This is a genomic window from Acinetobacter sp. 226 (assembly GCF_048147925.1).
Lineage (GTDB): Bacteria > Pseudomonadota > Gammaproteobacteria > Pseudomonadales > Moraxellaceae > Acinetobacter > Acinetobacter pecorum.
This window is the reverse complement of record NZ_JAYWYX010000005.1, coordinates 1-23,763: the sequence shown is the minus strand read 5'-3', so window position 1 is coordinate 23,763 and position 23,763 is coordinate 1. Positions and strand designations below refer to the sequence as shown.

26 protein-coding genes are annotated in these 23,763 nt (G+C 42.9%); 16 read left to right on the top strand and 10 right to left on the bottom strand.

The window, feature by feature from the left end; genetic code table 11:
- Positions 1–27: 27 nt before the first annotated feature.
- Together VXP95_RS02995 and VXP95_RS02990 are read left to right on the top strand one after the other, a co-directional pair.
- Positions 28–525 (top strand): YcxB family protein, encoded by a 498-nt coding sequence (locus tag VXP95_RS02995; RefSeq protein ID WP_064094502.1) that lies wholly within the window; start codon positions 28–30, stop codon positions 523–525.
- 31 nt (positions 526–556) lie between these two features.
- Positions 557–1,198 carry a fumarylacetoacetate hydrolase family protein gene (locus VXP95_RS02990; RefSeq protein ID WP_064094501.1) on the top strand — a complete coding sequence of 214 codons (642 nt, stop codon included), beginning with the start codon at positions 557–559 and terminating at the stop codon, positions 1,196–1,198.
- 163 nt (positions 1,199–1,361) lie between these two features.
- Here VXP95_RS02990 and VXP95_RS02985 read toward each other — a convergent pair whose 3' ends face one another.
- Entirely contained in the window at positions 1,362–2,609 is a 1,248-nt protein-coding gene (locus VXP95_RS02985) for a YihY family inner membrane protein (protein ID WP_064095160.1), read from the bottom strand.
- A 110-nt stretch (positions 2,610–2,719) separates the two neighbouring features.
- Here VXP95_RS02985 and wrbA point away from each other — a divergent pair, with 110 nt between their 5' ends.
- Positions 2,720–3,319 carry an NAD(P)H:quinone oxidoreductase gene (wrbA, locus tag VXP95_RS02980; protein ID WP_416711377.1) on the top strand — a complete coding sequence of 200 codons (600 nt, stop codon included), beginning with the start codon at positions 2,720–2,722 and terminating at the stop codon, positions 3,317–3,319.
- Between the two features lie 48 nt (positions 3,320–3,367).
- Here wrbA and VXP95_RS02975 read toward each other — a convergent pair whose 3' ends face one another.
- On the bottom strand, positions 3,368–3,790 hold the full coding sequence (locus VXP95_RS02975; RefSeq protein ID WP_416711376.1) for a hypothetical protein: 423 nt from the start codon (positions 3,788–3,790) through the stop codon (positions 3,368–3,370).
- Positions 3,791–4,689: 899 nt separating this feature from the next.
- Here VXP95_RS02975 and VXP95_RS02970 point away from each other — a divergent pair.
- From VXP95_RS02970 to VXP95_RS02960, 3 genes are all read left to right on the top strand, one after another.
- The gene (locus tag VXP95_RS02970; protein WP_416680951.1) at positions 4,690–5,082 is read left to right on the top strand and encodes a hypothetical protein; all 393 of its coding nucleotides are present in this window, start codon (positions 4,690–4,692) and stop codon (positions 5,080–5,082) included.
- A 20-nt stretch (positions 5,083–5,102) separates the two neighbouring features.
- Positions 5,103–6,281 carry a CsgG/HfaB family protein gene (locus VXP95_RS02965; protein ID WP_416680950.1) on the top strand — a complete coding sequence of 393 codons (1,179 nt, stop codon included), beginning with the start codon at positions 5,103–5,105 and terminating at the stop codon, positions 6,279–6,281.
- 86 nt (positions 6,282–6,367) lie between these two features.
- Positions 6,368–7,036 carry a hypothetical protein gene (locus tag VXP95_RS02960; RefSeq protein ID WP_416711374.1) on the top strand — a complete coding sequence of 223 codons (669 nt, stop codon included), beginning with the start codon at positions 6,368–6,370 and terminating at the stop codon, positions 7,034–7,036.
- 312 nt (positions 7,037–7,348) lie between these two features.
- Here the strand turns inward: VXP95_RS02960 and VXP95_RS02955 are convergent, their stop codons facing one another.
- From VXP95_RS02955 to VXP95_RS02945, 3 genes are all read right to left on the bottom strand, one after another.
- Positions 7,349–7,924 (bottom strand): xanthine phosphoribosyltransferase, encoded by a 576-nt coding sequence (locus VXP95_RS02955; protein ID WP_064094497.1) that lies wholly within the window; start codon positions 7,922–7,924, stop codon positions 7,349–7,351.
- Positions 7,925–8,014: 90 nt separating this feature from the next.
- Positions 8,015–8,728: a DUF3108 domain-containing protein gene (locus VXP95_RS02950; protein ID WP_064094496.1), complete on the bottom strand. Its 714-nt coding sequence runs from the start codon at positions 8,726–8,728 to the stop codon at positions 8,015–8,017.
- Positions 8,729–8,886: 158 nt separating this feature from the next.
- The gene (locus tag VXP95_RS02945; protein ID WP_416680878.1) at positions 8,887–9,573 is read right to left on the bottom strand and encodes a hypothetical protein; all 687 of its coding nucleotides are present in this window, start codon (positions 9,571–9,573) and stop codon (positions 8,887–8,889) included.
- Positions 9,574–9,837: 264 nt separating this feature from the next.
- On the opposite strand from VXP95_RS02945, the gene VXP95_RS02940 reads away from it, so the two are divergent.
- Complete coding sequence (locus VXP95_RS02940) at positions 9,838–10,695, top strand: energy transducer TonB (protein WP_416711373.1); 858 nt, start codon at positions 9,838–9,840, stop codon at positions 10,693–10,695.
- A gap of 183 nt (positions 10,696–10,878) precedes the next feature.
- Here VXP95_RS02940 and ybeY read toward each other — a convergent pair whose 3' ends face one another.
- Genes ybeY through miaB form a run of 3 tightly spaced genes read right to left on the bottom strand, consistent with a single transcriptional unit; the run spans position 10,879 to position 13,955 of the window.
- A complete protein-coding gene (gene ybeY / locus VXP95_RS02935) occupies positions 10,879–11,361 on the bottom strand; it encodes an rRNA maturation RNase YbeY (RefSeq protein ID WP_005108631.1) in 483 nt (160 codons plus the stop codon).
- Positions 11,362–11,383: 22 nt separating this feature from the next.
- A complete protein-coding gene (locus VXP95_RS02930) occupies positions 11,384–12,460 on the bottom strand; it encodes a PhoH family protein (protein WP_064094493.1) in 1,077 nt (358 codons plus the stop codon).
- Between the two features lie 37 nt (positions 12,461–12,497).
- Positions 12,498–13,955: a tRNA (N6-isopentenyl adenosine(37)-C2)-methylthiotransferase MiaB gene (gene miaB / locus VXP95_RS02925; RefSeq protein WP_416711371.1), complete on the bottom strand. Its 1,458-nt coding sequence runs from the start codon at positions 13,953–13,955 to the stop codon at positions 12,498–12,500.
- Between the two features lie 338 nt (positions 13,956–14,293).
- Between miaB and VXP95_RS02920 the strand changes: the two genes are divergently transcribed.
- The 6 genes from VXP95_RS02920 to VXP95_RS02895 all read left to right on the top strand — a co-directional run bounded on the left by VXP95_RS02920 (position 14,294) and on the right by VXP95_RS02895 (position 19,187).
- The gene (locus VXP95_RS02920) at positions 14,294–16,228 is read left to right on the top strand and encodes a transglycosylase SLT domain-containing protein (RefSeq protein WP_416711435.1); all 1,935 of its coding nucleotides are present in this window, start codon (positions 14,294–14,296) and stop codon (positions 16,226–16,228) included.
- A gap of 32 nt (positions 16,229–16,260) precedes the next feature.
- Positions 16,261–16,899, top strand: coding sequence for a ribonuclease I (locus VXP95_RS02915; protein WP_416680870.1), 639 nt, complete (start codon positions 16,261–16,263; stop codon positions 16,897–16,899).
- 173 nt (positions 16,900–17,072) lie between these two features.
- Entirely contained in the window at positions 17,073–18,059 is a 987-nt protein-coding gene (locus VXP95_RS02910) for a malate dehydrogenase (RefSeq protein WP_416711369.1), read from the top strand.
- Positions 18,060–18,232: 173 nt separating this feature from the next.
- A complete protein-coding gene (locus VXP95_RS02905; protein WP_416680869.1) occupies positions 18,233–18,511 on the top strand; it encodes a DUF2789 family protein in 279 nt (92 codons plus the stop codon).
- 48 nt (positions 18,512–18,559) lie between these two features.
- The gene (locus VXP95_RS02900) at positions 18,560–18,814 is read left to right on the top strand and encodes a DUF2789 family protein (RefSeq protein ID WP_064094487.1); all 255 of its coding nucleotides are present in this window, start codon (positions 18,560–18,562) and stop codon (positions 18,812–18,814) included.
- 115 nt (positions 18,815–18,929) lie between these two features.
- Positions 18,930–19,187, top strand: coding sequence for a DUF2789 family protein (locus tag VXP95_RS02895; protein ID WP_416680868.1), 258 nt, complete (start codon positions 18,930–18,932; stop codon positions 19,185–19,187).
- 91 nt (positions 19,188–19,278) lie between these two features.
- Here the strand turns inward: VXP95_RS02895 and VXP95_RS02890 are convergent, their stop codons facing one another.
- Positions 19,279–19,806, bottom strand: a complete 528-nt coding sequence (locus VXP95_RS02890; RefSeq protein ID WP_416680866.1) for a hypothetical protein — start codon at positions 19,804–19,806, stop codon at positions 19,279–19,281.
- Positions 19,807–19,876: 70 nt separating this feature from the next.
- Positions 19,877–20,479, bottom strand: a complete 603-nt coding sequence (locus VXP95_RS02885) for a 2OG-Fe(II) oxygenase (RefSeq protein WP_416706374.1) — start codon at positions 20,477–20,479, stop codon at positions 19,877–19,879.
- 116 nt (positions 20,480–20,595) lie between these two features.
- Between VXP95_RS02885 and VXP95_RS02880 the strand changes: the two genes are divergently transcribed.
- From VXP95_RS02880 to VXP95_RS02870, 3 genes are read left to right on the top strand one after another with little or no spacing between them, the layout of a single operon-like run.
- Positions 20,596–21,453: a 23S rRNA (adenine(2030)-N(6))-methyltransferase RlmJ gene (locus VXP95_RS02880; protein ID WP_416680863.1), complete on the top strand. Its 858-nt coding sequence runs from the start codon at positions 20,596–20,598 to the stop codon at positions 21,451–21,453.
- 37 nt (positions 21,454–21,490) lie between these two features.
- Positions 21,491–22,312: a CDP-diacylglycerol--serine O-phosphatidyltransferase gene (gene pssA, locus VXP95_RS02875; RefSeq protein ID WP_416711367.1), complete on the top strand. Its 822-nt coding sequence runs from the start codon at positions 21,491–21,493 to the stop codon at positions 22,310–22,312.
- A 23-nt stretch (positions 22,313–22,335) separates the two neighbouring features.
- Entirely contained in the window at positions 22,336–23,415 is a 1,080-nt protein-coding gene (locus tag VXP95_RS02870; protein ID WP_416706375.1) for a DUF6670 family protein, read from the top strand.
- The last annotated feature ends 348 nt before the right edge of the window (positions 23,416–23,763 follow it).

Here is a 23,763-nt window from a genome sequence, read left to right as displayed (position 1 = left end):
CAAGATTTTATTTTTTGATGTGATGCTATGACTGAGTCAGCACCGACTTTATCGACCCGTTATTTTCTGACTTTAGAAGAATCTCAGGATGGTTTTGCCCTGGCAACGTTTGGTAAAAAACAGATTTCACGTTTTCTGACACCTCTGGTCAGTATCGGGATTATCATCTGGGGTTTTTCGATGGGCTTTGATGGCGTCGGACGTTATTACGTGGCTTTGGGAGCATTCTTCCTGATCCTGCAAGGCATCATGCGTTACTGGTTCCTGCCGATGATGTTTAAGCGCCAGTTTATTAAATATCAGTTTGGTAAAAGCGAACAGGGTATTGATCTGTATCAGGACTATGCGGAAATTTTTACCAATGATCGTAGCAAGCTGGTGCCATATAGCGAAGTGCAGAATTTTGCTGTCGGTAAACTCACTTATATGCTGGAATTAAAAAACCGTACCGTGGTTATTGTGCCGAAGCGTGCATTTAAGGATGGCACTGAACAGAGCATGTTTGAGCATACATTTAAAAAATAATTCAGATATCTACCAAAGGGAAGTTTTGATCATGAGCACACGTCCGTCCAAAATTGTTTGTGTGGGTCGCAGTTATGCCGATCATGCCAAGGAACTCGGTAATGCGATCCCTGATCGGCCGGTATTATTCATCAAACCACCGAGTGCCTTAACTTCGCTTGAAGCAGGCATTGAATGGAATCCTGAATGGGGTAACTGCCATTATGAATGCGAGTTGAGTTTGCGTATTGACCGGACCTTGAGCAAGGAAAATGATCCTGAAAAAGCCCTGCAGGCAGTAGGTGCTGTGACTTTAGGTCTGGACTTAACGTTGCGTGATTTACAAGATGATCATAAGAAAAAAGGTCAGCCTTGGGAACGTGCCAAAGCCTTTGATGGTTCCTGCCTGTTGTCGGACTGGGTACCTGTAGCGGATGTGGTTACTGACTGGAAAGATGTGCACTACACACTTGAAATTAATAATGAGCTGCGTCAAAAAGGCGATACCGCTTTACTGATTTTTGATATTGCGACTCTGCTGGCTGAGATTAGTCAGGTCTTTACTTTAGAAGAGGGCGATGTGGTAATGACCGGTACACCGGCAGGCGTTGCGGCATTACATTCCGGTGACCAGCTCAAAATGACTCTTAAAGGTAAGTCTCAGGATTATATCTGGACGACTTTTGTTAAATAATCCTGGTATTTTATATTGTTCAAGCTGTAGGGCTGCAAATGCAGTCCTTTTTATCGCCTCGTCATTCAGGCGGTGGCTGAGAATTGTGGTGGTTGGTGGGGAAGCCTGCTTATAAATCCATCGACGTAAATAGAAAAAATCCTCTCGAGCGAGAGGATTTTTTCTATTTACGTCGGAACAATTCGGATAGCGGGAAACTGAGTTTTTCTTCCAGATACTGATCTGCTTCCTGTAACTTGGGTGAGAAATTTTGCATCCAGATATCATCAGGCTGGGTATTGATAAGATGGTTTTTGCGTGGCAGTGGATAGGGCAGTTGCGAATAAAAATTCCAGAAGCTCACCTGATCCAGGTCGCGGACCAGCACATATTCATTCTCATCGGTACGTTTGATCAGATTCTGCTTTTCGAACATTTCGACATAGCTCGGCCAGCGACCAATTTCATCTCGGCCCAGCACTTCCAGCGCTTGCGCTTCACTGATGCTTTCACCCGTTTTTTGCTTTTTATAAAAGAGCTCTAATAAATCCAGCAGCATGACGATCGGATGGCGTTTGTTGTCCTGACCAGATTCAAAAGCGGTCAGGGCATAACTGATCTCAACTCCCAATAATACAATAATCCATGACAGATAAATCCAGAGCAGGAAAATTGGCACAGCGGCGAAGGCACCATAGACAATTTCATAACTGGTAAAGTTTGTCATGATCCAGCCAAACAGGTTTTTCAGCAGTTCAAATACTACTGCACTAAACAGGCCTGCAATAAAGGCAGATTTAATCGGTACGCTGCGATTCGGAATGGTCCAGTTCAGAATGAAAAAACCGAGTACTGTCAACGAAAAGGAAATTGCCCAGAGAACAAAAGCGCCATCTAGTTCATAACCGGAAAAATTGTTGCTGAGAATGCTCAGGGACGCTACAGTCGAGGAAATCACAAATGCACTGCCCAGTAAAATTGGTCCCAGCGAAATGATGGTCCAGTAACGCATAAATCCTATAATCCCGCCTCGCGTTTCAGTCACACGCCAAATCCGGTTAAATGCCGTTTCGATACTGCTCAGCATCAATACTGTCGTCACAAACAGGAACAGAATACCAATGATGGTGAGATTGCTGGATTTGTCGGTAAAGGCATTTAGGGCTTTATCAAATGCAATGGTGGTTTTAGGTAAAAAGTTACTGTAAATCAGCTGTTGCAATTGCTGCCGCGCAGGTTCTAGTGCTTTAATTGAAGAAATAATTACCAGAAAAACTGTCAGCATCGGCACCACCGCAAACAGGGTGGTATAAGTCAATGAACCTGCCTGTTCGCGACAGCGGTCTGCTTCAAAACGTCGTAATACAAATAAAACAAATTGAAACCAGTGTTTTTCATAGAAAGGTAATTTCTTTAAATACTTATCAATCATCTGCATCCAATCTCAATTTTTTTAATCATCATGAATTTTCATCATCAGCTTAACCAAAAAACTTGCAAAGTATCGTATAGTTTTATTTTTTTTAGTAATGAATAAGAACCATGATGCAACCTTATGTCCTTGTTTTATATTACAGCAAATATGGCTCAACCAAAGAAATGGCGCATTTGATTGCCAATGGAATTGAAGCGGCAGGCGTGGAAGTAAAAATCAGGACGGTTCCCAATATATCCAGCATGGTAAAAGTCGCGGAACCAAGCATTCCGGAAGAAGGAGATATTTACTGCACTCTGGATGATCTTGCGCAATGTGCCGGTCTGGCACTGGGTTCACCGACTCGTTTTGGCAACATGGCTTCTGAAATGAAGTATTTTTGGGATCAGACCACAAGTCTATGGCTGAATGGCGCTTTGCATGGTAAGCCTGCTTGCGTGTTTACGGCGTCAGGTTCCATGCATGGCGGACAGGAAAGTACTTTGCTAAGCATGCTGCCGCCGTTGTTTCATCATGGCATGATGATCATGGGGCTTAGCAATGCAACATCGGCACTATCGAATACCAAAACTGGCGGTACACCTTATGGTGCCAGTCATGTCAGCGGCCCCAGGCATGATCAGGGCTTAAGTCAGGATGAAAAAATTCTGTGTGAAGTACAGGGCAAGCGTCTGGGTGAGGTTGTACTGAAGCTCAATCAAGGCTGATCAAGCTCTCGCAGGAAATGAAGTACTCACTTCATTTCCTCAATTATATTAAGCTTCTTTTTGATCTTTTTGATCTTTTTGATCTTTTTGATCTTTTTGATCTTTTTGATCTTTTTGATCTTTTTGATCTTTTTGGCTAAATCTGTATTTGCATTTCAGACATTGATAATCCTGAAACACATTGCGGTCAACGGAAATCCCGGCTTTTTTCCCCAGAAAATTACCCACCACTCCTCCGGTAATGCCCACACTGATCGCACCTACGAAAGTACCCACTGTTCCACCCACAATCACGCCTAAAGGTCCGGCTACAGTACCAATTGCAGCACCAATGGAAGCACCCGAAGCAGCGCCACCTACTGTTCCCGCAGTTGCGCCGGCTGAACTCATGAGAATGCCGCCAATTTTCTTTAAATTCTGTTCATGATTGCGTTGTTCAATGTTTGTTGAGCCACATTTAGGACATTGCATAGGTTTGTTCCATCAACAATTGATATTTGCTTTGCTTAAGCTCATAGATGATCTGAGATTGTCTTCTCCCAAACAGTTATTCGGGTCATACGATGTTTAGTATGGTTTTTTGACATCTATTATGGGAAAAGCTTCTACCTGACTGATTCTAGTTGAATTAAAGCTAAAACATTGTATTTCAGCTGTAAATAATTTCGCTCTAATCCTTTTTGGACACACACGCTATGTTTATTTGAAGCTATAAAAACTACCAGATGGTCGGATCAGCTGCTCTTTATTACTTTCTATTCTATAGACAAGATTAGCTGAGTTATTGCCAAAGACGGGTGGCTTTGAAGCCTGTTGAGGGGAAGGAAATTCGAGAGAAGAAAGCAGAGATCTTCGGTTTAAGGGATTGCCTCTAAAAGGTGCAGTTATTGAGAGCTTTCCTTATAAATAATCCAAAGTGTGATCTATTAATCGTATATTAAATAATAGATGAAATATGTCACAATTGTTTAGAATCTCTAATAAAATCAAAATTTATGGTATTTAAAGTAATTTTAAAATATTAATTTCGGAATTTATAAGAGGATTTTTTTATTATTTTTAAGATTAAAAAAATATTATTTAAATAAAGTTTTTTAAATAAATTCGATATGTGAAAATTGTTTTTATAATGTTTTCTTACAAATCACAAACTGGATACAAAACTATATTTATTAAATAAAAACAAAAAGATAAATCGTAATTTATTAAATAAAAACAAAAAGATAAATCGTAATAATAAGTAAAAAAAAGATAGAGATAGATAAAGGGTATATTTTAAATTTTTATGTGATTTAATATTTTGTCAGATAAATTAGATATTACTAAATTAAAAAATGAATAAGCATCTTGGGTCAGAGGATATTAATATGGTGCGAATACTATTGATCAATATGGGTTTAATTTGTTTATGTTTTATAAACAATGCATATGCAACCTCTGATGAGTGGAGTCAGCGTTGGAAACCCTCAAGTAACCGTTCCGCTGAAAACCTGGTCCAAGCAAACCTGATTGAGCTTAAGGAGTCAGATTATTATTCCGGATTAGGCAAAACCACGATCTACAGCACCTCTACAAGTTCTATCGGTACGGTCAATACCCCAACCAACAACATTAATGTCGATGGTTCCGGCAACACCGTAGACATCAAAAGTGAACTGTTGAATGAAGCCCCGGTCAGTTCAAATACCAGTCAAAATCAGCCCAGTCAAAATCAGCCGAAATGTCCTAATTTAAGTAATCAGAAGGGGGAGTCATCATGCTAAGTTCTCCCTTAAGCAGGAAAATGATATGCGGGGTGAGTGTTACAGTTCTTTTCAGCTCTTTGCTTACAGGCTGTACGGGCTTGGCGCCTTCCAATAAAAAGCCTGTCAAACTGGTACAAGGTCCACCGATCACCGATATTTTCACCCCTTTTGATATGGCCTTGTCCTGCCTGAAAGGGCAATTACGTAGTGATGTCAGTTTTTCTGTGGGTGCAATTCTCGACCAGACCGGTAAAGATGTAGTTACCAATGGCGGTAGCGGAAAAATGGTGACCCAGGGCGCGGGAGACATGGTGCAGTCCGCTCTGTTTCAGGCGGGCGTCAGTTTGATGAACCGGCGAGATCCCCGGATTATTGAAAGTGAGGCCAAATGGGGGATTCGTGACCCCAAGCAGATTCAGGCATCTGATTATTATGTTACCGGCAGTATTAACAGTCTGGATTTTATTCCAGGAGGTGGTTTTGACATGCAGATCGCAGGCGTTGGCCCGAACTATAGTCAAACCCGGATTATGGTTGGTCTGGATTTATCTCTTACCGATACACGCAGCAGTAGGGTCGTGGGCAATGTCTCGCTACAGAAACAGATTGCTGCACAGGATTATGGAATCGGTGCAGGTAGATTTGCCGGACGTACGCTATTAAATATTCAGATCGGAAAGGGAGAGCGGGAGGCTACCAATTTTGCCTTGCGCCAAATGCTGAATCTGGCAACTTTTGAGCTGCTTAGCCAGGTGGTACCACCAGCAGTATTTGAAAGCTGTCGTGCACAGATACCGCCTGAATTCGGCCAGTTGAACTTAACCCGCAGTTCTGTCGCTTTGCATAAATACAAGAAAAACCAGCAACAAAAAAATCCGGATTTGAATAGTACGGCTCAAACATCAGTTCCGTCTCAAACGGAATCCTCAAATCAAAAAAATAAATCCACCAATACACCGAGTAAAGATACCAAGGCACCCAAAAACAAAGAGTCTGAAGTGATTCAGAATCCTGAAGCGGAGCCGGAAATGAGCAAAGAGGAGCTGATTAAATATATCGGCAAGAGCAAGCGGTCATCTTCAACAGGCAAAGTGAATGACAAAAAAGATAGTCAAGAAAAAGCTGACAAAGAAAAAGACGAGGAGAAGTCATCCAGCTTATGGGATGTCAATCCAGAAGTTGTAGAAAATTACTGGTCCAGCTCTCAACGGGATTAACTGGTCAGTAACGACGGGCTCGCTCCCTTGATTAAAAAAAAGTACCGGGCGAGAGGTACTTTAAAACAAAAGTAGGAAGAATAACGATGAATAACACGATCAAAACACTAGCTTTATCCGTCACGTTACTATCTGGCGCAGGTATGGCCTATGCAGCTGACGGTGATACAAATGTAGAGGTAAATAGTGGTTTACAGGCTACTTTGGACTCTATTTCCCAACAAGTAGAAAATGGCTCTGCGCTGAACCTGGCAGTGAATACTGCTGATGTTGATGCCAGTGTCACTTTAGATGCAACAGCGACTGCTACAAGAGAGGTTGCAGACGCGGTTGGTTCAATTGAGGGTAGTATTGAAACTACTGCGATGGGTGCTGCCAATACTGGTAGTATCAGTATCGAACAGGGTAACTTCAACAAGGTTGTATCAAACGTATCAGACGAAACGTCTAACTATGACTTTAGCGAAGCAACCAGTGCAATGAATAATTCTGAAACTCTAGAGGAGCTAACTGAAGTTGCGGATAGTTCAGACGTCTCAGAAACTGTAAGTTCTTCACTAAGCACTAACTATAGTGAAGAAATTAACCAGACTTTAAGCAATTATAGTGTAGCGAACATTGCCTATAATGCAGGCGCTGTTAACGCCTCTGTAGATGTGCTTACAGGCGGGACAGAATCTTCTATCAACAATAGCATCAAAACGACTGCTATGGGTGCTGTGAACACCGGCAGTATCACTGTGACCGTGAAATAATTCTAATTTCACCTAGAACACGGGGGTCTAACTATTGGCAGATAGTTAGGCCTCTTTATTCTTATTCTATAATAACACTAAAATAAATTGTTGTTTATTCGTCGGATGGGAAAATTAATCTGTTCCAGGACAGCTTAATCACTAGGCTAAGTTAAGCATGATCCGGTTCTTGGATCAGAAAACTGGAGCTGGCTTGTTCAAGCTGGATATAGTGAAAATGATGACCCAAATTTATAAAGTAGCAAACACGTGCAAAGACCGTATATAAAAAAAGAGCGCCTCAGCGCCCTTTCAGAAATTTACTGGCAAAACTTAGTCACGAACAAATTCAACTGTACCATTGGCTAAAGATTTCACGCGTGCGAGTGATTCGACACGGTAGCCTTTTTCAAGCAGCAGCTCACGACCTGGCTGGAATGATTTTTCAATCACGATACCAATACCGACCACTTCTGCATTTGCCTGATGAATCAGATCAGCCAACCCAAGTGCTGCCTGGCCATTGGCCAAGAAGTCATCGATTACTAAAACTTTATCAGTAGAGCTGATGTGTTTATTTGAAATCGCAATGGTACTTTCAGTCTGTTTGGTAAATGAAAAGACTTTCGAGCGGTATAAATCATCTTTCAGGGTAAGAGACTGGTATTTACGTGCAAAGATTACAGGTACACCAAGTTCTAAACCTGCCATTACTGCAGGTGCAATACCTGATGCTTCAATCGTAATAATTTTGGTGATACCAGCATCCTTAAACAGACGGGCAAATTCCTGACCAATCTGCTGCATCATGACTGGGTCGATCTGATGGTTTAAGAAAGAATCTACTTTCAAAACTTCTTCAGAAAGAACGATGCCTTCGGCCAAGATTTTCTGTTCTAGTGCATGCACGGGAGAATCCTCAAGAGCAGGTGCTTTTTAAAGCAAAAGCGTATTGTAAAAAGCACCCGGAAAAAATCAAGCGAAATTCACCAAAAAATCTTAGTTGCTTGCACCTTTATAATCAGTTAACAGCAAACCATAAGAGGTTTTCTTGTCTACATGCGAAACTTTGACTGGAAGATAATCAAGTTTTGGTGCCAGCCAGAAAATGGTTTCACGACCTGGTTTGCTATGTTTCATCACCACTTTAATGGTATTGAAAGAACCATATTTGGTATTCACCGTCTCTGAACCCTGTTTTACGAACTTACGGCCTTCAACTTCTTTGGCATCGGCAATATAGTAATTGGCTTTCAGGCCTGAGTTTTTCAGATCTTCACGAATCTGCAGTTCTGCATTCAGTTCATCCAGAACATCTGGTCTCCAGGCAAAAGAGCGCTTTTCGTCATCTTTTCTGGTACTGATAGTTTTGCTGGAAGGATTAAAATTAATACTCATGGTGTTGTTATGCACCAGAATCTTACTGCTGCGACTGAAACTGCTAGAACCGATCTTGCCATTATTGAAGGTAAAACGGCTGGTTTCGGTTGCCGAGGCTACACCACCTGCTTTTGCTGCAAAAACATAAGTCCAGTTATTGCCAGATTTACTTAAAGTCCGTGTTGCAGAACCCATATTCTTGCCGTTATAGCTGAATTGATAACTGGCCTGGAAAGGAGTCATGGCAAAAGCCTGGCTAGAAATACCAGTGAACAGTATTGCACTGCCCAGACCCGTGGTCATCACTAAAGTTTTGAATACAGTCTTCGCCATCAGTTATTTTCCTATATTGGTTCAACGGGCAAAACATATTACTTCTTGCATCCTTATTATTTCGCTAAAAGATGGAAATTGGATGGATGTATCTGCCAAAAATGTATATTTCATGTAGTTTTATGGAACTTTTGTTCAAAAACTAGAGATGGCACGATTTAAGAGGAATCTTTCTGTTTGATGGGGGTGATCCGGTTGTCGTCCATTTCATTTTCATCCCATTGCTCTTGCTGGTCTTGAGAGAGTTTTCTAAACAGGGCTGCAAGATTGACATTGCCAATCACCACCAGTTCAGCTTCGCGAAGCACAGCGTGATTGACGTGGACTTTGCCCAAGGTATCAATGACAGAGCGGCTTTTGCCTAACCAGCGATTCAAATCTAGATAAAGCAGGTCATCGATAACTTTGATCACGCCCAGTTTTTCTAGGATCATGCCTAAGGGGTCTTTATTTAGGACACGTTGATAAAAGAACAGGCCAAAACGCACGCCCAGTTTATACAGTACATTTGGATATTTAGCTTCGATCAGCTGGGTATCACTAATCTGCTCGAACACGATTAACTGCGTGGTTTTATTCAGCTCCATCTGTACCAGTTTCAAATCAACCGATAAAGTAACAATCAGGCCTTTATAATCCAGTGTTGCATACAAACGTAGCCAGTCATCATGCAAATCCGCATGTAAGTCTTTCAAGGCATCGACATTATCTGTCACAAAACGCTGAAAAGTTGCATTCAGGAAGACTTGAGATAAGGGAAATTCACGCTCATCTTCAATAAATCCTTCCGCCCTCTGGTACACTTGGCGGATTCGGTTGGAAATATTCGCAATTAGCGTTTGCATATTGAAGCGTCCTGGCAACTTTATTTTTAACACGGAATGTATCTTGTCGAATTGTATGAAAAATACAAGTATTCATGCTTGAAGTTTAGCAAAATAAATAGCACCATTTTTATAGTTTTAGTTATGTAACGTTGAAGATTTGATGGATTTGGCATTTTAAAAAGATAAATGTCCAATCTGTTTCTTTTTGGTCTTTAAAATACTTTTTTTGGGGAACTGAACTCAGCACTGAGTTTGGATAAATGTGAAAAAACGATGATACTCATGCCTCTGGTCAGAACTTGGTGGAAAGATCGAGTGTTCAGCAGTGCGGTGCTTGCCGCAGCCATTCTGCATTTGATCGTGCTGACACTGGAATTTGGTATGCCACAAGATCTGGATACCAGCACCAAGGAAATCGCGGTCAGCTTGCGCCAGACTGATCAAAAAATTGAACATGCCGATTTTCTGGCCCAGACAGATCAGCAGGGTTCCGGTCAGTTTAGAGAGGCGCATCGCATGTCGAGTGATATGCCATCGCCATTAATGGAACAGCAGGCCGGGGAAGAGCTGCAAAAAAGTCTGGATATGCTGCAACAGCAACAACAGCTCAGTTTTGAAGAAAAAGTCCTGATGACTACTTTGAGCTGGCAAAAGCAGGCGGAGGAAAATCAGCGTAAAAAAATGCAGGAGCAATTACAAAGCCAGTTTCAGGCCAAAGCGGCCATGGTCGCCAGTCTGGAAGCGCAATATTTACAGCGTCAACAAAATTTCAGTCGTCAGCAAAAAATTAAAACTGTAGATGGGATTCAGGCCAAGCAGGATGTTTCGGCCGCTTATCTGGAAAAGTTCCGCGAGAAAGTGGAGTTCTATGGGAACCGTTATTATCCGGAAGCCGCCAAACAACAGAATCTGGCAGGGGAAGTGCGGCTGATGGTGATCTTGAACCAGAATGGCGGAATTCGTGCTATTCGGCTGATTGACAGTTCAGGACATGCCATGCTGGATGAAGCAGCCAAAGCTTCCGTGCGTAAGGCAGCACCATTTGGTACTTTCGACAGTAAAATGAAAGAAATTTCCGAACTGCGGGTGATTCGTACCTGGCGTTTTGACCCGGCAGAAGCGGAGTTTGAAGTGCGTTAAAGTTGATATTTACCAAGACCTCTCCCTAACCCACTCCTAATAAGGAGAGGGAGCTATATCTATAATGTTCAACAATCATAGGATTCTGATGAATATTCTCCCTCCATGTGGGAGGGAGTTAGAGGGAGGGCAACTTTAAATAAAAAAAAGCGAGCCTTGGCCCGCTTTTTTTATGAAGAAATTTTAGTTTTGTTCCAGATAAGGATTTTCAAAACCCAGCTTGGCCAAAATCTCGATTTCAATGCCTTCCATTTCTTCGGCATCTTCATCCGAGGTTTCATGGTCATATCCCATTAAATGCAAGGTGCCATGAACCAGCATATGGGTGAAATGCGTCAAGGGTACTTTTTGCTGTTCCAGCGCTTCCGCCAGTACTACAGGAATACAGATCACCAGATCGCCGATTGGAAATGCATCCAGAAACTGCGCCATTTCATCTGGAAGTTCACTCGGGAAAGACAGGACATTGGTCGGTTTGTCCTTGCCTCGATATTCCAGATTTAGTTTATGACTTTCGTCATTATCAACACAGGCAATTCCGATTTCGCAATTACTCTGAGTGCCGATATGACGTAAAGTGGTTTCTACAACTTTTTTAATATAGGCCCGCTTCAGTACCAGTTCAGGCGACTGAAAGTCCTGTTGCAAGGAAAGACTAAGTTTCAACACAAATCCTTAATTTTAAAGCTTAATGCTGTGCGTCTGCCGCAGCATCATTTTCAGCGATCAAGGCATCCTGACGTGCTTTTCGTTCGGCACGTGCTTCAGCACTTAAGCGCTGCTGTTCACTGTCCCAGCCTTCGTAGGCTTCGACAATTTTCTGTACCAGCTGATGACGTACCACATCACGCGAATGGAAGCGGGTGATATGAATTTCAGGAATTTTATCAATCACACGCAAGGCATGTGAAAGTCCCGATTGCTGACCACGTGGTAAATCCACCTGAGTTACGTCGCCGGTAATCACGGCACGTGAGCCAAAACCTAAACGGGTCAGGAACATCTTCATCTGTTCTGGGGTGGTGTTCTGCGCTTCATCCAGAATCACGAAAGAATGATTCAGGGTACGGCCACGCATATAAGCAAGCGGAGCGACTTCAATCACCTGACGTTCGATCAGCTTGGCCACTTTTTCAAAGCCGAGCATTTCATACAGCGCGTCATACAATGGACGTAAATAAGGATCGATTTTCTGGGTTAAATCTCCCGGCAAGAAACCAAGTTTTTCACCAGCTTCAACTGCAGGACGAACCAGCAAGATACGCTGGATTTCATTGCGCTCCAGCATGTCCACGGCAGCCGCAACGGCGAGATAGGTTTTACCTGTACCGGCAGGACCAATACCAAAAGAAATATCACTTTGCAGAATGCGTTGTACATAACGTTTCTGGTTGGCACCACGCGGATTAATCCGGCCTTTACGGGTTTGCAGCCAGACATTGTCCAGTCCCGTATGTTCCTGGTCATCCAGATCTTGCTGAAGCTCGCGATCAGTCTGACTGCCCTGAATCATCAAATGTAAAGTATCTGCACTAATTGGCTGAATATGTTCAGATTCCTCATGAAGACGCTGCAAGAGCATTTCGGCTCTCTCAACGGCATCGATTTCACCATCAACAATAAAACTCTCTCCACGATGGGAGATTTTAACGTCTAAACGTTGTTCAATTTGCTTCAAGTGACCGTTATAGGCGCCTAACATGGCTTGTATACGGTCCATTGAAATACCCGGAAAAGCTACTGTACGTCGGATCGCTGCAGTCAAGAGTGTTCCTTATGAAGTGTGCGTTATATGCTCTACATTACGCCACGTCAGGCTCAAGATTCAAGAGTTCACCATAAACTAAATTCAAAGTTTTAATTTCGGTAATTTCGATCTCGGCAAAGCGGCCGACCCACGTAGCATCACCAATAAAGTTAACATAACGGGTATTGTCTGCCGTACCGACCAGAATATTCGGATCTTTATCAGAAACTTTTTCGATGAGGACCCGCTGAATGGTCCCGAGCATGGCATCCGTCTTGTCAATGCTTGAACGCTTAATCCATTGCTGAACCTTGGCCAGACGTTCTTTTTTGACATTTTCAGGTATTGTATCTTCCAGTTCTGCAGCCGGTGTGCCTGGACGTTTTGAATAGATAAAACTATAAGAATGGTCGAAATCCAGATCCTGAATAAACTGATAAGTCTCTTCAAAGTTTTCATCAGTTTCACCCGGAAAACCAATGATAAAGTCTGAAGATAAATGCATATCTGGGCGAACTGCACGTAACTTTTTAATCTTCTCGATATAGACATCAATCGTATGGTTGCGCTTCATCGCCTGAAGGACATCATTGGAACCGCTTTGTACCGGCAGATGCAGGTGTGAAACCATTTGTGGCAGGTCACGATAGCACTGGATCAGGTCGTCATTAAATTCGAGGGGATGCGAGGTGGTATAACGGATCCGGCCAATACCCGGAATGTCTGCAACCAAACGCAGCAAATCGGCAAAAGTACAGATATTGCCTTCGAAGGTTTCACCCCGGTAGCCATTTACGTTCTGACCCAAAAGCGAAATTTCACGCACGCCTTTTTCTGCCAGACCTGCAATTTCAGCCAGGACATCATCCAGTGGACGAGAAACTTCTTCACCACGCGTATACGGCACCACGCAGAAAGAACAGTATTTGGAACAGCCTTCCATGATCGAGACAAAAGCTTTATAGCCTTCAACACGCGGTTCTGGCAGAAAGTCGAATTTCTCGATATCGGGGAAGGAAATATCCACCAGTTTGATTTTTTCTTTTTTAGGCTTTTCAATCTGCTCAAAATGCTGGTCCAGCATTTGTGGTAAACGGTGCAGCGTTTGTGGACCAAAAATCATATCTACATAATTGGCACGTTTCTGGATGTTGTCGCCTTCCTGAGATGCCACACAGCCACCGACACCAATAATCAGGTCAGGATTTTTATCCTTTAGTTTGCGCCAGCGGCCCAGCTCGGAGAAGACTTTTTCCTGTGCCTTTTCACGGATCGAACAGGTATTCATCAGCAGAATATCTGCTTCTTTAGGATCAGTGGTCAGCACATAGCCATGAGAATCGCCTAACAGGTCTGCCATACGGTGACTGTCGTACTCATTCATCTGACACCCTTGCGTTTCGATGTACAGTTTCTTGACTGAAGCATCATTGGCTGGGGTGTGCGCTGGCTGGGTAACAGTGTTTTCTGAGGCAGCTTGGGCACCATTCGGAATGAAGGTTTGAACCGTCATGTAGGCTCCTACAAGGTAATACGTTGAAAGAGTGAACGAACAGCCTGAGTGAAGCATCAAACAGGTGAATAAAAATTCAATTCACGGACTAAAATCTTGGAAAGGCGCATATTTTAGCAGGAAAGTCGCTTAAACTTATAGACTAAATTAACTGGGGAAAAATATTGATTTATGGACAAAAATTGTCTGTACATTAATATTGCTGAATCATAAGGTTACATAACTGAACAATAGAGTTGGTTATAATATTCCAACTACCTCTTATGATATGCAACACAGGCTAGGCACAAAATCGATGATAGATAGAAGGCAAAGGGATGTTGAAACACACTAAAACTATGAATAAATACTATAAATTAATTACTTTAAGTGTGGCGTGTATCTGTTCAGCAAGTACACAGGCAGCAGAAGAACAATTTAATGATGCTTTGCGTGCAGCCAATGCAGGCAATACTGAACTGTTACAGCAATACCGTCTATCCATGCAGAATGACGTCTTGGGCTATTATCCGGAATACTGGATTTTAAACCAGAATCTTGCCATGCAGCCTGTTAGCCAGATCATCAGTTTTGTACAACGTTATCCTCAATCTGCCATGGCCGAAAAGCTGGCAGCGGATTATGTCGAAGAAAAAGTAAAAATGGCAGACTTTGGCAATGCTCAGCCGGTATTGCCTTATGTGACCAATGCGGACCCTGCCGAAGCCTGTGCAGTGGCACAAGTACGTGCCAAAAGTGGCGATCAGCTGGTTTATGCCGAGTTTAAAGATGTCTGGCTAACCACCAACAGTCAGCCAGAGTCTTGTACCGGTTTGGGCCGGATGATGCTTTTCAGCCCACTGATGACCACAGAGGACCGCCAGCAGCGACTATGGGTTCAACTGCGTGCCGGACAGTCAGGGCAGGCGATTGCAACTGCACAAGGCATTGGTTTGAATCTGTCACTGGCTCAACTGAATTCGATTCAGGCCAATCCCACCAATTATTTATGGTCTGCGCCTAAAAGTACTGCAGCAGAGCATGCCTATCTGATTTATGCGCTGGGACGTCTGGCAGACAGTGATTTGGACTCGGCCTTGTCGATTGTAAAGCGGACTGCGGAAGGTACCCCCATACAGGTACAACGTGCCTTATACCGAACTGTAGGTTACATCGGTGGCACCACAGTCATGAAAAACAACTTCAATCGTGAAGTGTTGAATGCCTTTGATGCCAGCTATGGTCTGCCATTTAGTCCGGAGGAGGCCGAAATTTATGCACGTCAGGCAATTCGTTTTGGTGCCTGGGAAAGCCTGATTCGTGCCATAGACAGTATGAGCGTCAACCAGAAGCAGGAGGACCGCTGGCAATACTGGTTGGCACGAGCCAGCGAACAGCGCTCGGATCGTGCATCAAAACAGGCAGCAGAAAGTATTTATCGCAAACTGGCAACGGGGGATGACTATCATAACCTTCTGGCACGCGACAGGCTGGGGCAGGTGACTGCAAGTACACCAAATCCGGTACAGCCTTCCAATCAGGCTATGCAGCGCTTGAATCAGGATATTCATTTCCGCCGTGCTTTCACCTTACGTAATATCAGTGCACCGGATAACTACATTAACCGTGAATGGAACTGGGCAGTGCGCCAGGCTTATCTGAAAAAAGACGATGATCTGTTGCTGGCCGCGGCAAAAACTGCCATGGATATGGGCTGGTATGATCGGGCCATTTATGCTGCCGACCGCACCCTGAGCAAACATAACTACAATTATCGTTATCCCATGCCGCACCAGAACTACGTGGTCAGTCATAGCCGCAATGCCGGTATAGATCCAGCTTGGGCCTATGGCTTGATGCGTCAGGAAAGCCGTTTTAATACGACAGCACGTTCGCATGTGGGCGCGGGTGGTCTGATGCAGATTATGCCAGATACGGCCAAGCTCGTAGCGCGTCAAATGGGTGAAGCCTATAATCCGGCAGCACTTACCGATATGAATACCAATGTTCGTTACGGTACTTTCTATTTATCTACGATCCAGCGTCAGCTCAGTGACAATCCGGTTCTGGCAACTGCAGGCTATAATGCCGGTCCAAACCGTGCTCGCCGTTGGCAGCCCGAGTTTCAGGGAATGCCCGCAGATCAATATACGGAAAGTATTCCTTTACTCGAAACCCGAGATTATGTGAAACATGTTATGACCAATGCCACGCATTACGGTATTTTGTTAGGACAAGGAGCGCAGTCGGTGAGCAAGCGCATGCAGCTGATTCCATTGCGCAACACACAATAAGATTAAAATTATTGGGGGATAGTGATTTATTCATGAAAATAATGAAGGATCGTCAAGTCTGGACGGGATCGGCTGCGCTTGTGGTTTTGGCTGGCAGCTCGGCAGCATTTGCTGCACCGACAGAATATGTCATGGATGTACAAATGGTTCCGGCTTTCTGTGGTCTGTATCCGGAATATGCTAAGAAACGAAAATGTCTGGAAGGTTATTCGCTGAGTATCTCCGGCTTGTATCCTCAGACCACCTCGCAAAACTGCACAACCCACAGTTCTGCGAAACTTTCACCACTTCAGGCCAAAGTGGTAGCCAGAATTATGCCGGATGACAATACCCGTGCCATTTTATGGCGCAATGTCGGTGGCTGTGTGCCGATGAATGCCAGTCAGTATTTCCGGACAATCATTAATTATGCAGACCGGCTAAAAGTGCCAGAGGAACTGACTGAACAGGAAAATATTACGATTTCTGTGGATACGTTGCGTGCTAAATTCCTGAAAATTAACCCGCAATTACCAAGCAATGCTTTGAGATTTAACTGCCAGCAGGTACAGTCAGCCAGCGTACTCACTTCGCTCAAGGTCTGTTACCGTTCCAACAGCAATTACAAGTCCTGTCCAGCGAACATTATTAATACATGTCCAAAAATTGTCACAATAAAAGGAACATACTGAGCTTTTTTGCCGATTTGATTTATATTTCCTATCAGACTTTAGATGAAATCCTCCCTCTTTTATATGCATCTGCTAAAGGATTGGAGTACAATCTTTGCCGTTTATGATTATTAAGATTAGATAGAACAGCTATTTAATCTATTATGACGATCCTCTCAATTGGAGATAATTACATGAAGCAACCTGTTCGCGTTGCCGTTACTGGCGCTGCTGGTCAAATTGGTTACAGCCTATTATTCCGTATCGCTAGCGGTGAAATGCTTGGTAAAGACCAACCAGTTATTCTTCAATTATTAGAAATTCCTGTTGAGAAAGCTCAACAAGCGCTTAAAGGCGTAATGATGGAACTTGACGACTGTGCTTTCCCGCTATTGGCAGGCATGATCGGTACTGATGATCCTAAAGTTGCATTCAAATATGCTGATTACGCGCTTCTAGTGGGTTCACGTCCACGTGGTCCAGGCATGGAACGTGCTGATCTTCTTAAAGTAAACGGTGAAATCTTCATCGGTCAAGGCCAGGCACTGAATGAAGTTGCTAGCCGTGACGTTAAGGTTCTTGTTGTAGGTAACCCTGCAAACACGAATGCTTACATCGCAATGAAATCTGCTCCAGATCTTCCAGCGAAAAACTTTACAGCAATGTTACGTCTTGACCACAACCGTGCGTTGACTCAACTTGCTCAGAAAGCTGGTGTTGCAGTTTCTGACATCCAAAACATGACTGTTTGGGGTAACCATTCTCCAACTATGTATGCTGACTACCGTTTTGCTAACGTAAACGGCGAAAGCTTGAAAGACAAAATCAACGATGCGGAATGGAACAAAGATGTATTCCTTCCAACCGTTGGTAAACGTGGTGCTGCGATCATCGAAGCACGTGGTCTGTCTTCTGCTGCTTCTGCTGCAAACGCTGCAATCGATCATATGCGCGATTGGGCTCTTGGCACAAACGGCGAATGGGTAACTATGGGTATTCCTTCTGACGGTTCTTATGGTATCCCTGAAGGCGTAATGTTCGGTTTCCCTGTAACTTGTGAAAATGGCGAGTACAAGATCGTTCAGGGTCTTGAAATCGACGAGTTCAGCCGTGAGCGTATCAACTTCACGCTAAATGAGCTTGAAGAAGAACGTGCAGCAATTGCTGACATGGTTAAATAATTTAGTTTTTAACTAAGTTAGAAAAAAGCACTCCATCCGGGGTGCTTTTTTTTGCTCTTACGTTAATGAACAAAAAATAACAAGCTGTGAAAGAGAGACAACTGAGTTTTCGCCATAGGCAATCTAATGTAGAAACAAGATTCAAAATTAAAGAGAAAACGGAGGTTAGTCCGATGTTAGAGCAACGCCCCACCTTCGAACTTTTTTTTGAGCAGCTAGGACTGGATTCAAGCCCGGAGGCTATGGATGAATTCATTCGTACGCATCAAATTGGCATGGATGTACCACTGCATAAAGCTCCTTTCTGGAGTAAATCACAGCATGACTTCTTGATCGGTCACTGGAAGAAAGATGATGACTGGGCCATTTTTGTGGATGTGTTGAATGAACAATTACACGTTGAAGCAGAAGGTTCAGGATCCTGTGATATTCCTGCTCATAAATCAACCTGATTTTAATTTGAACGCGATCATAATTTAACACCACAGTGGAGTCAACTCATGCTTATGGAACAACAATTAACTTTGGAATTGCTATTTGAACAGTTGGGCCTGCCTTCTGATGATGCCTCAATTACCGAATTTACCCAAACTCACCAATTGCCTTCTGAGGTCGCATTACCAGATGCAGAGTTTTGGAGTGAAGGGCAAAGTGCCTTCCTGCGTGAACATTGGCATCAAGATGATGAGTGGATTGTTGTTATTGATAAACTAAATCAGTTATTACACGTGGAAAGTGACAAGCAGAGTGCTTGAGCATTGTTATACAAAAAGACACAACAAACCTAGTCAAATGACTAGGTTTTTTTTGCCCTATCTTATAAGTTAGATCTATAAATAATTACAATTTATCTGATATAAGGAGGGCGCGATGCTCACAAAGAACCCACCATCCTTAGAACTTCTGTTTTCTCAGCTTGGTCTTGCCAATAGTCCTGCTGCTATTGAATTGTATATACGCACTCATCAACTGCCGGCGAGTCTCTCTTTACACGATGCGCCGTTTTGGAACAAAGCCCAACGCTCCTTATTGATTAGCCATCTGATACAAGATGATGACTGGGCAATCTGGGTAGATGAGCTGAATCAGCAATTACACATGGACGCTTATAGACGTCAGCCTGCATGATGACTATTCTCTTGATTTCTTGTTTTTTACAATCAGATCATATTGTTTCCATAAAAAAACGCCTCATGAGAGGCGTTTTTTGCAATACTACTTAATGCATTTTGCTTTTTAATATTTTGCTAAACCATTCATGCTGACGATAATCGTTAAAAGCAGGATGCTGCTGTAATAATTCCAGTTCAAACTCGGCAGTGGTGGTGTACTTACCTAACCAGTGGCGGGTCAGGGCCGGCTCATTTTTACTGGCGCTGGCATAGGCCAGAAAGAAATAAATATCGCCATGTTCATAACGGGCCATCGGTTTTAGAATTTGCTGGGTAATCAGGGCAAAATGCGGCTCTTTGGTCAATTCAAAGAACATCATATAAGCCTTGGCCAGATGTAAAGATAGATTGATATACATGCTCAGCGGCATTTCTTCAAATTCGATCCGGCCCTGTTCCAGCAACACTACGGCTTCTTGCAGGAAATGTCGCTGTTCCTGACGCAATTCACTCAAAGTCACCAGTTGTAAACGAAGATCAGCACGTTCAAGCGTTAATTCTGGCGTATTGCCTTTTAAATACAATTGGTCAGTTTCACCCAGACGTTGAATAATCTGTTTGGTCGTTAATCCCATCAACGCAATCCTCATTTCTCAATAATGGCTATATGAGGCTCAAAATTAAAATTTAAAGCGTCAGGCCGTATTAGAGCAATGCCATATCACTTCTGAGCCAGGCGGTAATTGACAGACGTTGCTGTTTAGAGATCAAGACTTCATGTAATAGGTCGCTCTGGAACAACGCCATCCGGTTCGGCTGGGGCTGGATAACATGCCACTGGCTGTTTTTATCCTGCAGGCGCAGTTCACCTCCCCAGTCGGCCTGCCAATGTTCATGCAGATAATACACACTGGAAATCATCCGGCCATTTTTTCCTTGCGGATTGTCACGGTGCAGGGCATAGAACTCACCCGCGTTATAGCAAGCGAAATGTGCTTCGACATCTTTGATGCCTAAATAAAACGCGCGGTTTAAAACTTGAGAAAATTGTTGAAGAGTCTGGATGTGCAGGTGGGAAATTTGAAATTCAGGTTGTAACCAAAGAATATGATCACTACGGATATTGTTAACGACGCCATTTTGAATGGCTGCATTACGAAATTCGTTTAAGTGGCTTAAGCATTCTTGACTCACTGCATGTTGATATGCGCTAGAGTAAGCATCGTCAACAATACTAAAGCCATGTTGATCTAAATCGTCTAAGATTTGATCAACATTCCAATCCCCTGGGATGATAACAGCTTCCATCTTTTCAATTCTCGACAATAGGGTAAAAAAGGTTCGTTATTTTAGGGTAAGAATCGTGCCTGAACGAAACTATTTTTCATGTTAAAATAGATGTTGATATTAGGAATTAATGAAACATGAATTACCGTCACTCTTACCACGCAGGCAACTTTGCCGATGTCATGAAGCACGTTTTATTGCTTCAGTTGTTGACTCGACTGAATGCAAAAGACAAACCTTATCGCTATGTAGATACACATGGTGGTGCAGGTAAATATGATTTATCGACTGCCGAAGCGCAAAAATCAGGTGAGTTTTTGAACGGTATTCATCGTCTGGTTAAACTCGATGATTCGATCAAGCGTAATGCGCCTGAAGGTGTACAACAATACTTGAAGATTGTTGAAAACATGCGTGAAAACTTTGGTAAGGGTGCTTATCCTGGTTCGCCGTGGTTTGCCTTGGAAGGCATGCGTGAGATAGATAAGGCAACGATTTTCGAAATGCAGCGTGATGTGTTTCAGCAGCTTCGTCATAATATTTTTGACAAGCGCGCAGGTTTACATGAACGTGATGCATACGAAGGCCTGTTAGCGGTCATTCCACCGAAAGAAAAACGTGGCCTAGTGATGATCGATCCACCGTATGAGCTGGAGCGTAAAGATTTTCCGCAGTTGGTGGAATTGCTGGTTGCTGCTTATAAGAAATGGCCGACAGGTGTATTCGCGGTTTGGTATCCAATTAAAGACCGTGCCATGATTGAACGTTTCGAGAAAAAGATGTTCAAGACCGGTATCCGTCGTCAATTGATTTGTGAAGTCTGTGTATGGCCGGATGATACGCCTGTAGGCTTGAATGGTTGTGGTTTACTGGTGATTAACCCACCTTGGAAATTTTCTGAAGATGCTGATGAAGCACTACAATGGTTATTCCCGCATCTGCGCATGAGTGAAAATGGCGGTCATGCTGCAGTTCGCTGGTTAGTAGGCGAATAATTTTTTAAAGATCAGGTCATAGCTAGGATCGACAAGAATGACAAATATAAGCAAACCGGAACGTGATTCTTCAACTGAAGCGCCTTTTGATGGCATTACCTTTGAGGTGGAAGAAGAGGAACATACTCAGGAAGGGCAAAAAATTAAGCGTCGAGGCATCTATCTATGGCCGAACCTGATTACAACCGCCGCGTTGTTGGCAGGTTTTTACTCGATTATTGCCAGTATGAATGGTAATTTTCAGCAAGCTATTTATGCAATCTTTATTGCAGCATTACTGGATGGTCTAGATGGACGCGTAGCACGTGCTATTGGTGCACAAAGTCCATTCGGTGAGCAGTTTGACTCGCTTTCAGATATGTTGGCTTTTGGTGTAGCGCCTGCCATCTTGATGTACAGCTGGGGCTTAAGCGATTTGGGCCGGATCGGTCTGGCAGCCTGTTTTGTTTATACTGCCTGTGCTGCGTTCCGTCTGGCACGTTTTAATGTGCAGATTGGTGTGGTTGATAAACGTTATTTTATTGGTGTCGCAAGTCCTCTGGCTGCCCTCATGATTGTGTCACTGGTCTGGGTTGGTCTGGATTTTCCAGAAATTTTTGATATTCGTGAACCCTCTCTTCAGGTTATCAATGCCGTGGTCATTATTGCGGTGGGGCTGTTGATGATTTCCAATATCAAATACTATTCATTTAAAACTGTAGAGCGTAAACGGGTACCATTTTTTGTGTTACCGCTTGCGGTGTTTATCTTTGCAGCGATCACTTATAATATTCCTGTGGGGATTTTAGTGATTTCCATCATCTATGCCCTGTCTGGGTTTATCACCACCTTTATGGCAAAAAGACAGAGCGCCTTATAAAAATATAAAATAAGGAGTTTGAGATGCGGTTTCTTCAAGATTTTTTAGATCGTTCGAAACAGCTAAATCAGACTCCTGCTGTTTCACAGCACAATCTTGCCTATCATGGGCCAAACCAGAAATATAAAATTATTCATCAGGGTTTGATACTTCCGGATCTGCCGGCACCGCTCCATTATCTGAATTTTCTGAGTATTATCGGACAACCTAATGCACCAATGCTGGCGAATCCGAGTGCTATTCAAACCAATGCACTAGACACAGTGACGGTAATCTGTAGTACCAGTCCGCATATGGCGGGGCACTTGAACCGTTATTCAGTCAAAAAGGATTGCAAATTTCAATATAGTCTTTTTCAGTTTTTAGACCGTGAAAAACTGACTGGTGATTTTCCGCATTTTCGCTTACAGCGTTTTGACTCGGAATTGAGCTTTGATCTCAGTATTCATACGACCAATCTGATTTCGCACTTTACCCAAATGCGCTTTGCTTTGGCTGATCATTGGTCTTTGCTTTGTTATTGTCAGGGCACTTTACATTATAAAGATCAGAAATATCTCATCGAAAGTTTGGGGAGCTTTGAGTTTGCGCGTAGTTTCAATTTTCCCTATCTACCTTTAGCTTTTTTAACTTATCAAATTATTAATCTCAAAGAGGGGCGGCAATTATTGCTGGTCCAAATTCGGGATAGTCTGAACAGTATTGTTCAATCCAGGATATATCTGCGTGACCTGAAAAAAATGACCAACCAAATGTTCGACCAGAAAGTCTACTTTAAGGTGCATCGGGTTTATCCAAGTGTCATGACACCAAATGGGCAGAAAATGTATCTGCCACGTGAATTTGAATGGTGTTACGAAGATGATAAGGGCATGAAAATTTGGCTACAAGGACAAAGTCGGGGAGACTTTAAGTTTGGTCTCGCTGCTGGTTATGTAGGAAGCTTTAATTACCAAGTCAGCATTAATGGAGAAACTGAGCATGGGGAAGGGGGCTACTGTGAATATATAGATTGCCGGTCTTTACGTTTTCAAGAACAGAATAAAACTGAAAAACTGCTAGGTAATTTGTCCAATTCTGTCCCCATAATGCTAAAAAAATGAAAAAAGCGTGGTTTTTGCGGAAATAATAAACAGTCGTTAGGTTTTTTCTGAATTATTTAAAAAATGGGGTTGCAAGCCTCCTGAAATACTGTAGAATGCACATCCATCGGCGGTGATGAAGATTAAAACTTCTGATAAAACAGTGACTTAGTTAAGAATGATTGAGTTGGGTTTTAGAAAGAAAGTTTAAAAATAATGTTCATGACTGGTTGACTTTCTAGAGATAGAGAGTAATATAGCCGACCTAGCTTGCTGGTGACGAATCAGCAAGAAGATCATTAAGAGATTATGAAGAACAACTTGTGTGGATTTTTACTGGTTGATTGATCGAAATTATTTTCATTGATT

What these genes read in the sequence shown, in the direction of transcription:
- VXP95_RS02995 (WP_064094502.1), top strand. Translation starts at nt 28, where the DNA reads ATGACTGAGTCAGCACCGACTTTATCGACCCGTTATTTTCTGACTTTA.
- VXP95_RS02990 (WP_064094501.1), top strand. Translation starts at nt 557, where the DNA reads ATGAGCACACGTCCGTCCAAAATTGTTTGTGTGGGTCGCAGTTATGCC.
- VXP95_RS02985 (WP_064095160.1), bottom strand. Translation starts at nt 2,609, where the DNA reads ATGATTGATAAGTATTTAAAGAAATTACCTTTCTATGAAAAACACTGG.
- wrbA (WP_416711377.1), top strand. Translation starts at nt 2,720, where the DNA reads ATGATGCAACCTTATGTCCTTGTTTTATATTACAGCAAATATGGCTCA.
- VXP95_RS02975 (WP_416711376.1), bottom strand. Translation starts at nt 3,790, where the DNA reads ATGCAATGTCCTAAATGTGGCTCAACAAACATTGAACAACGCAATCAT.
- VXP95_RS02965 (WP_416680950.1), top strand. Translation starts at nt 5,103, where the DNA reads ATGATATGCGGGGTGAGTGTTACAGTTCTTTTCAGCTCTTTGCTTACA.
- VXP95_RS02960 (WP_416711374.1), top strand. Translation starts at nt 6,368, where the DNA reads ATGAATAACACGATCAAAACACTAGCTTTATCCGTCACGTTACTATCT.
- VXP95_RS02950 (WP_064094496.1), bottom strand. Translation starts at nt 8,728, where the DNA reads ATGGCGAAGACTGTATTCAAAACTTTAGTGATGACCACGGGTCTGGGC.
- VXP95_RS02945 (WP_416680878.1), bottom strand. Translation starts at nt 9,573, where the DNA reads ATGCAAACGCTAATTGCGAATATTTCCAACCGAATCCGCCAAGTGTAC.
- VXP95_RS02940 (WP_416711373.1), top strand. Translation starts at nt 9,838, where the DNA reads ATGCCTCTGGTCAGAACTTGGTGGAAAGATCGAGTGTTCAGCAGTGCG.
- miaB (WP_416711371.1), bottom strand. Translation starts at nt 13,955, where the DNA reads ATGACGGTTCAAACCTTCATTCCGAATGGTGCCCAAGCTGCCTCAGAA.
- VXP95_RS02920 (WP_416711435.1), top strand. Translation starts at nt 14,294, where the DNA reads ATGAATAAATACTATAAATTAATTACTTTAAGTGTGGCGTGTATCTGT.
- VXP95_RS02915 (WP_416680870.1), top strand. Translation starts at nt 16,261, where the DNA reads ATGAAAATAATGAAGGATCGTCAAGTCTGGACGGGATCGGCTGCGCTT.
- VXP95_RS02910 (WP_416711369.1), top strand. Translation starts at nt 17,073, where the DNA reads ATGAAGCAACCTGTTCGCGTTGCCGTTACTGGCGCTGCTGGTCAAATT.
- VXP95_RS02905 (WP_416680869.1), top strand. Translation starts at nt 18,233, where the DNA reads ATGTTAGAGCAACGCCCCACCTTCGAACTTTTTTTTGAGCAGCTAGGA.
- VXP95_RS02900 (WP_064094487.1), top strand. Translation starts at nt 18,560, where the DNA reads ATGCTTATGGAACAACAATTAACTTTGGAATTGCTATTTGAACAGTTG.
- VXP95_RS02895 (WP_416680868.1), top strand. Translation starts at nt 18,930, where the DNA reads ATGCTCACAAAGAACCCACCATCCTTAGAACTTCTGTTTTCTCAGCTT.
- VXP95_RS02890 (WP_416680866.1), bottom strand. Translation starts at nt 19,806, where the DNA reads ATGGGATTAACGACCAAACAGATTATTCAACGTCTGGGTGAAACTGAC.
- VXP95_RS02885 (WP_416706374.1), bottom strand. Translation starts at nt 20,479, where the DNA reads ATGGAAGCTGTTATCATCCCAGGGGATTGGAATGTTGATCAAATCTTA.
- VXP95_RS02880 (WP_416680863.1), top strand. Translation starts at nt 20,596, where the DNA reads ATGAATTACCGTCACTCTTACCACGCAGGCAACTTTGCCGATGTCATG.
- pssA (WP_416711367.1), top strand. Translation starts at nt 21,491, where the DNA reads ATGACAAATATAAGCAAACCGGAACGTGATTCTTCAACTGAAGCGCCT.
- VXP95_RS02870 (WP_416706375.1), top strand. Translation starts at nt 22,336, where the DNA reads ATGCGGTTTCTTCAAGATTTTTTAGATCGTTCGAAACAGCTAAATCAG.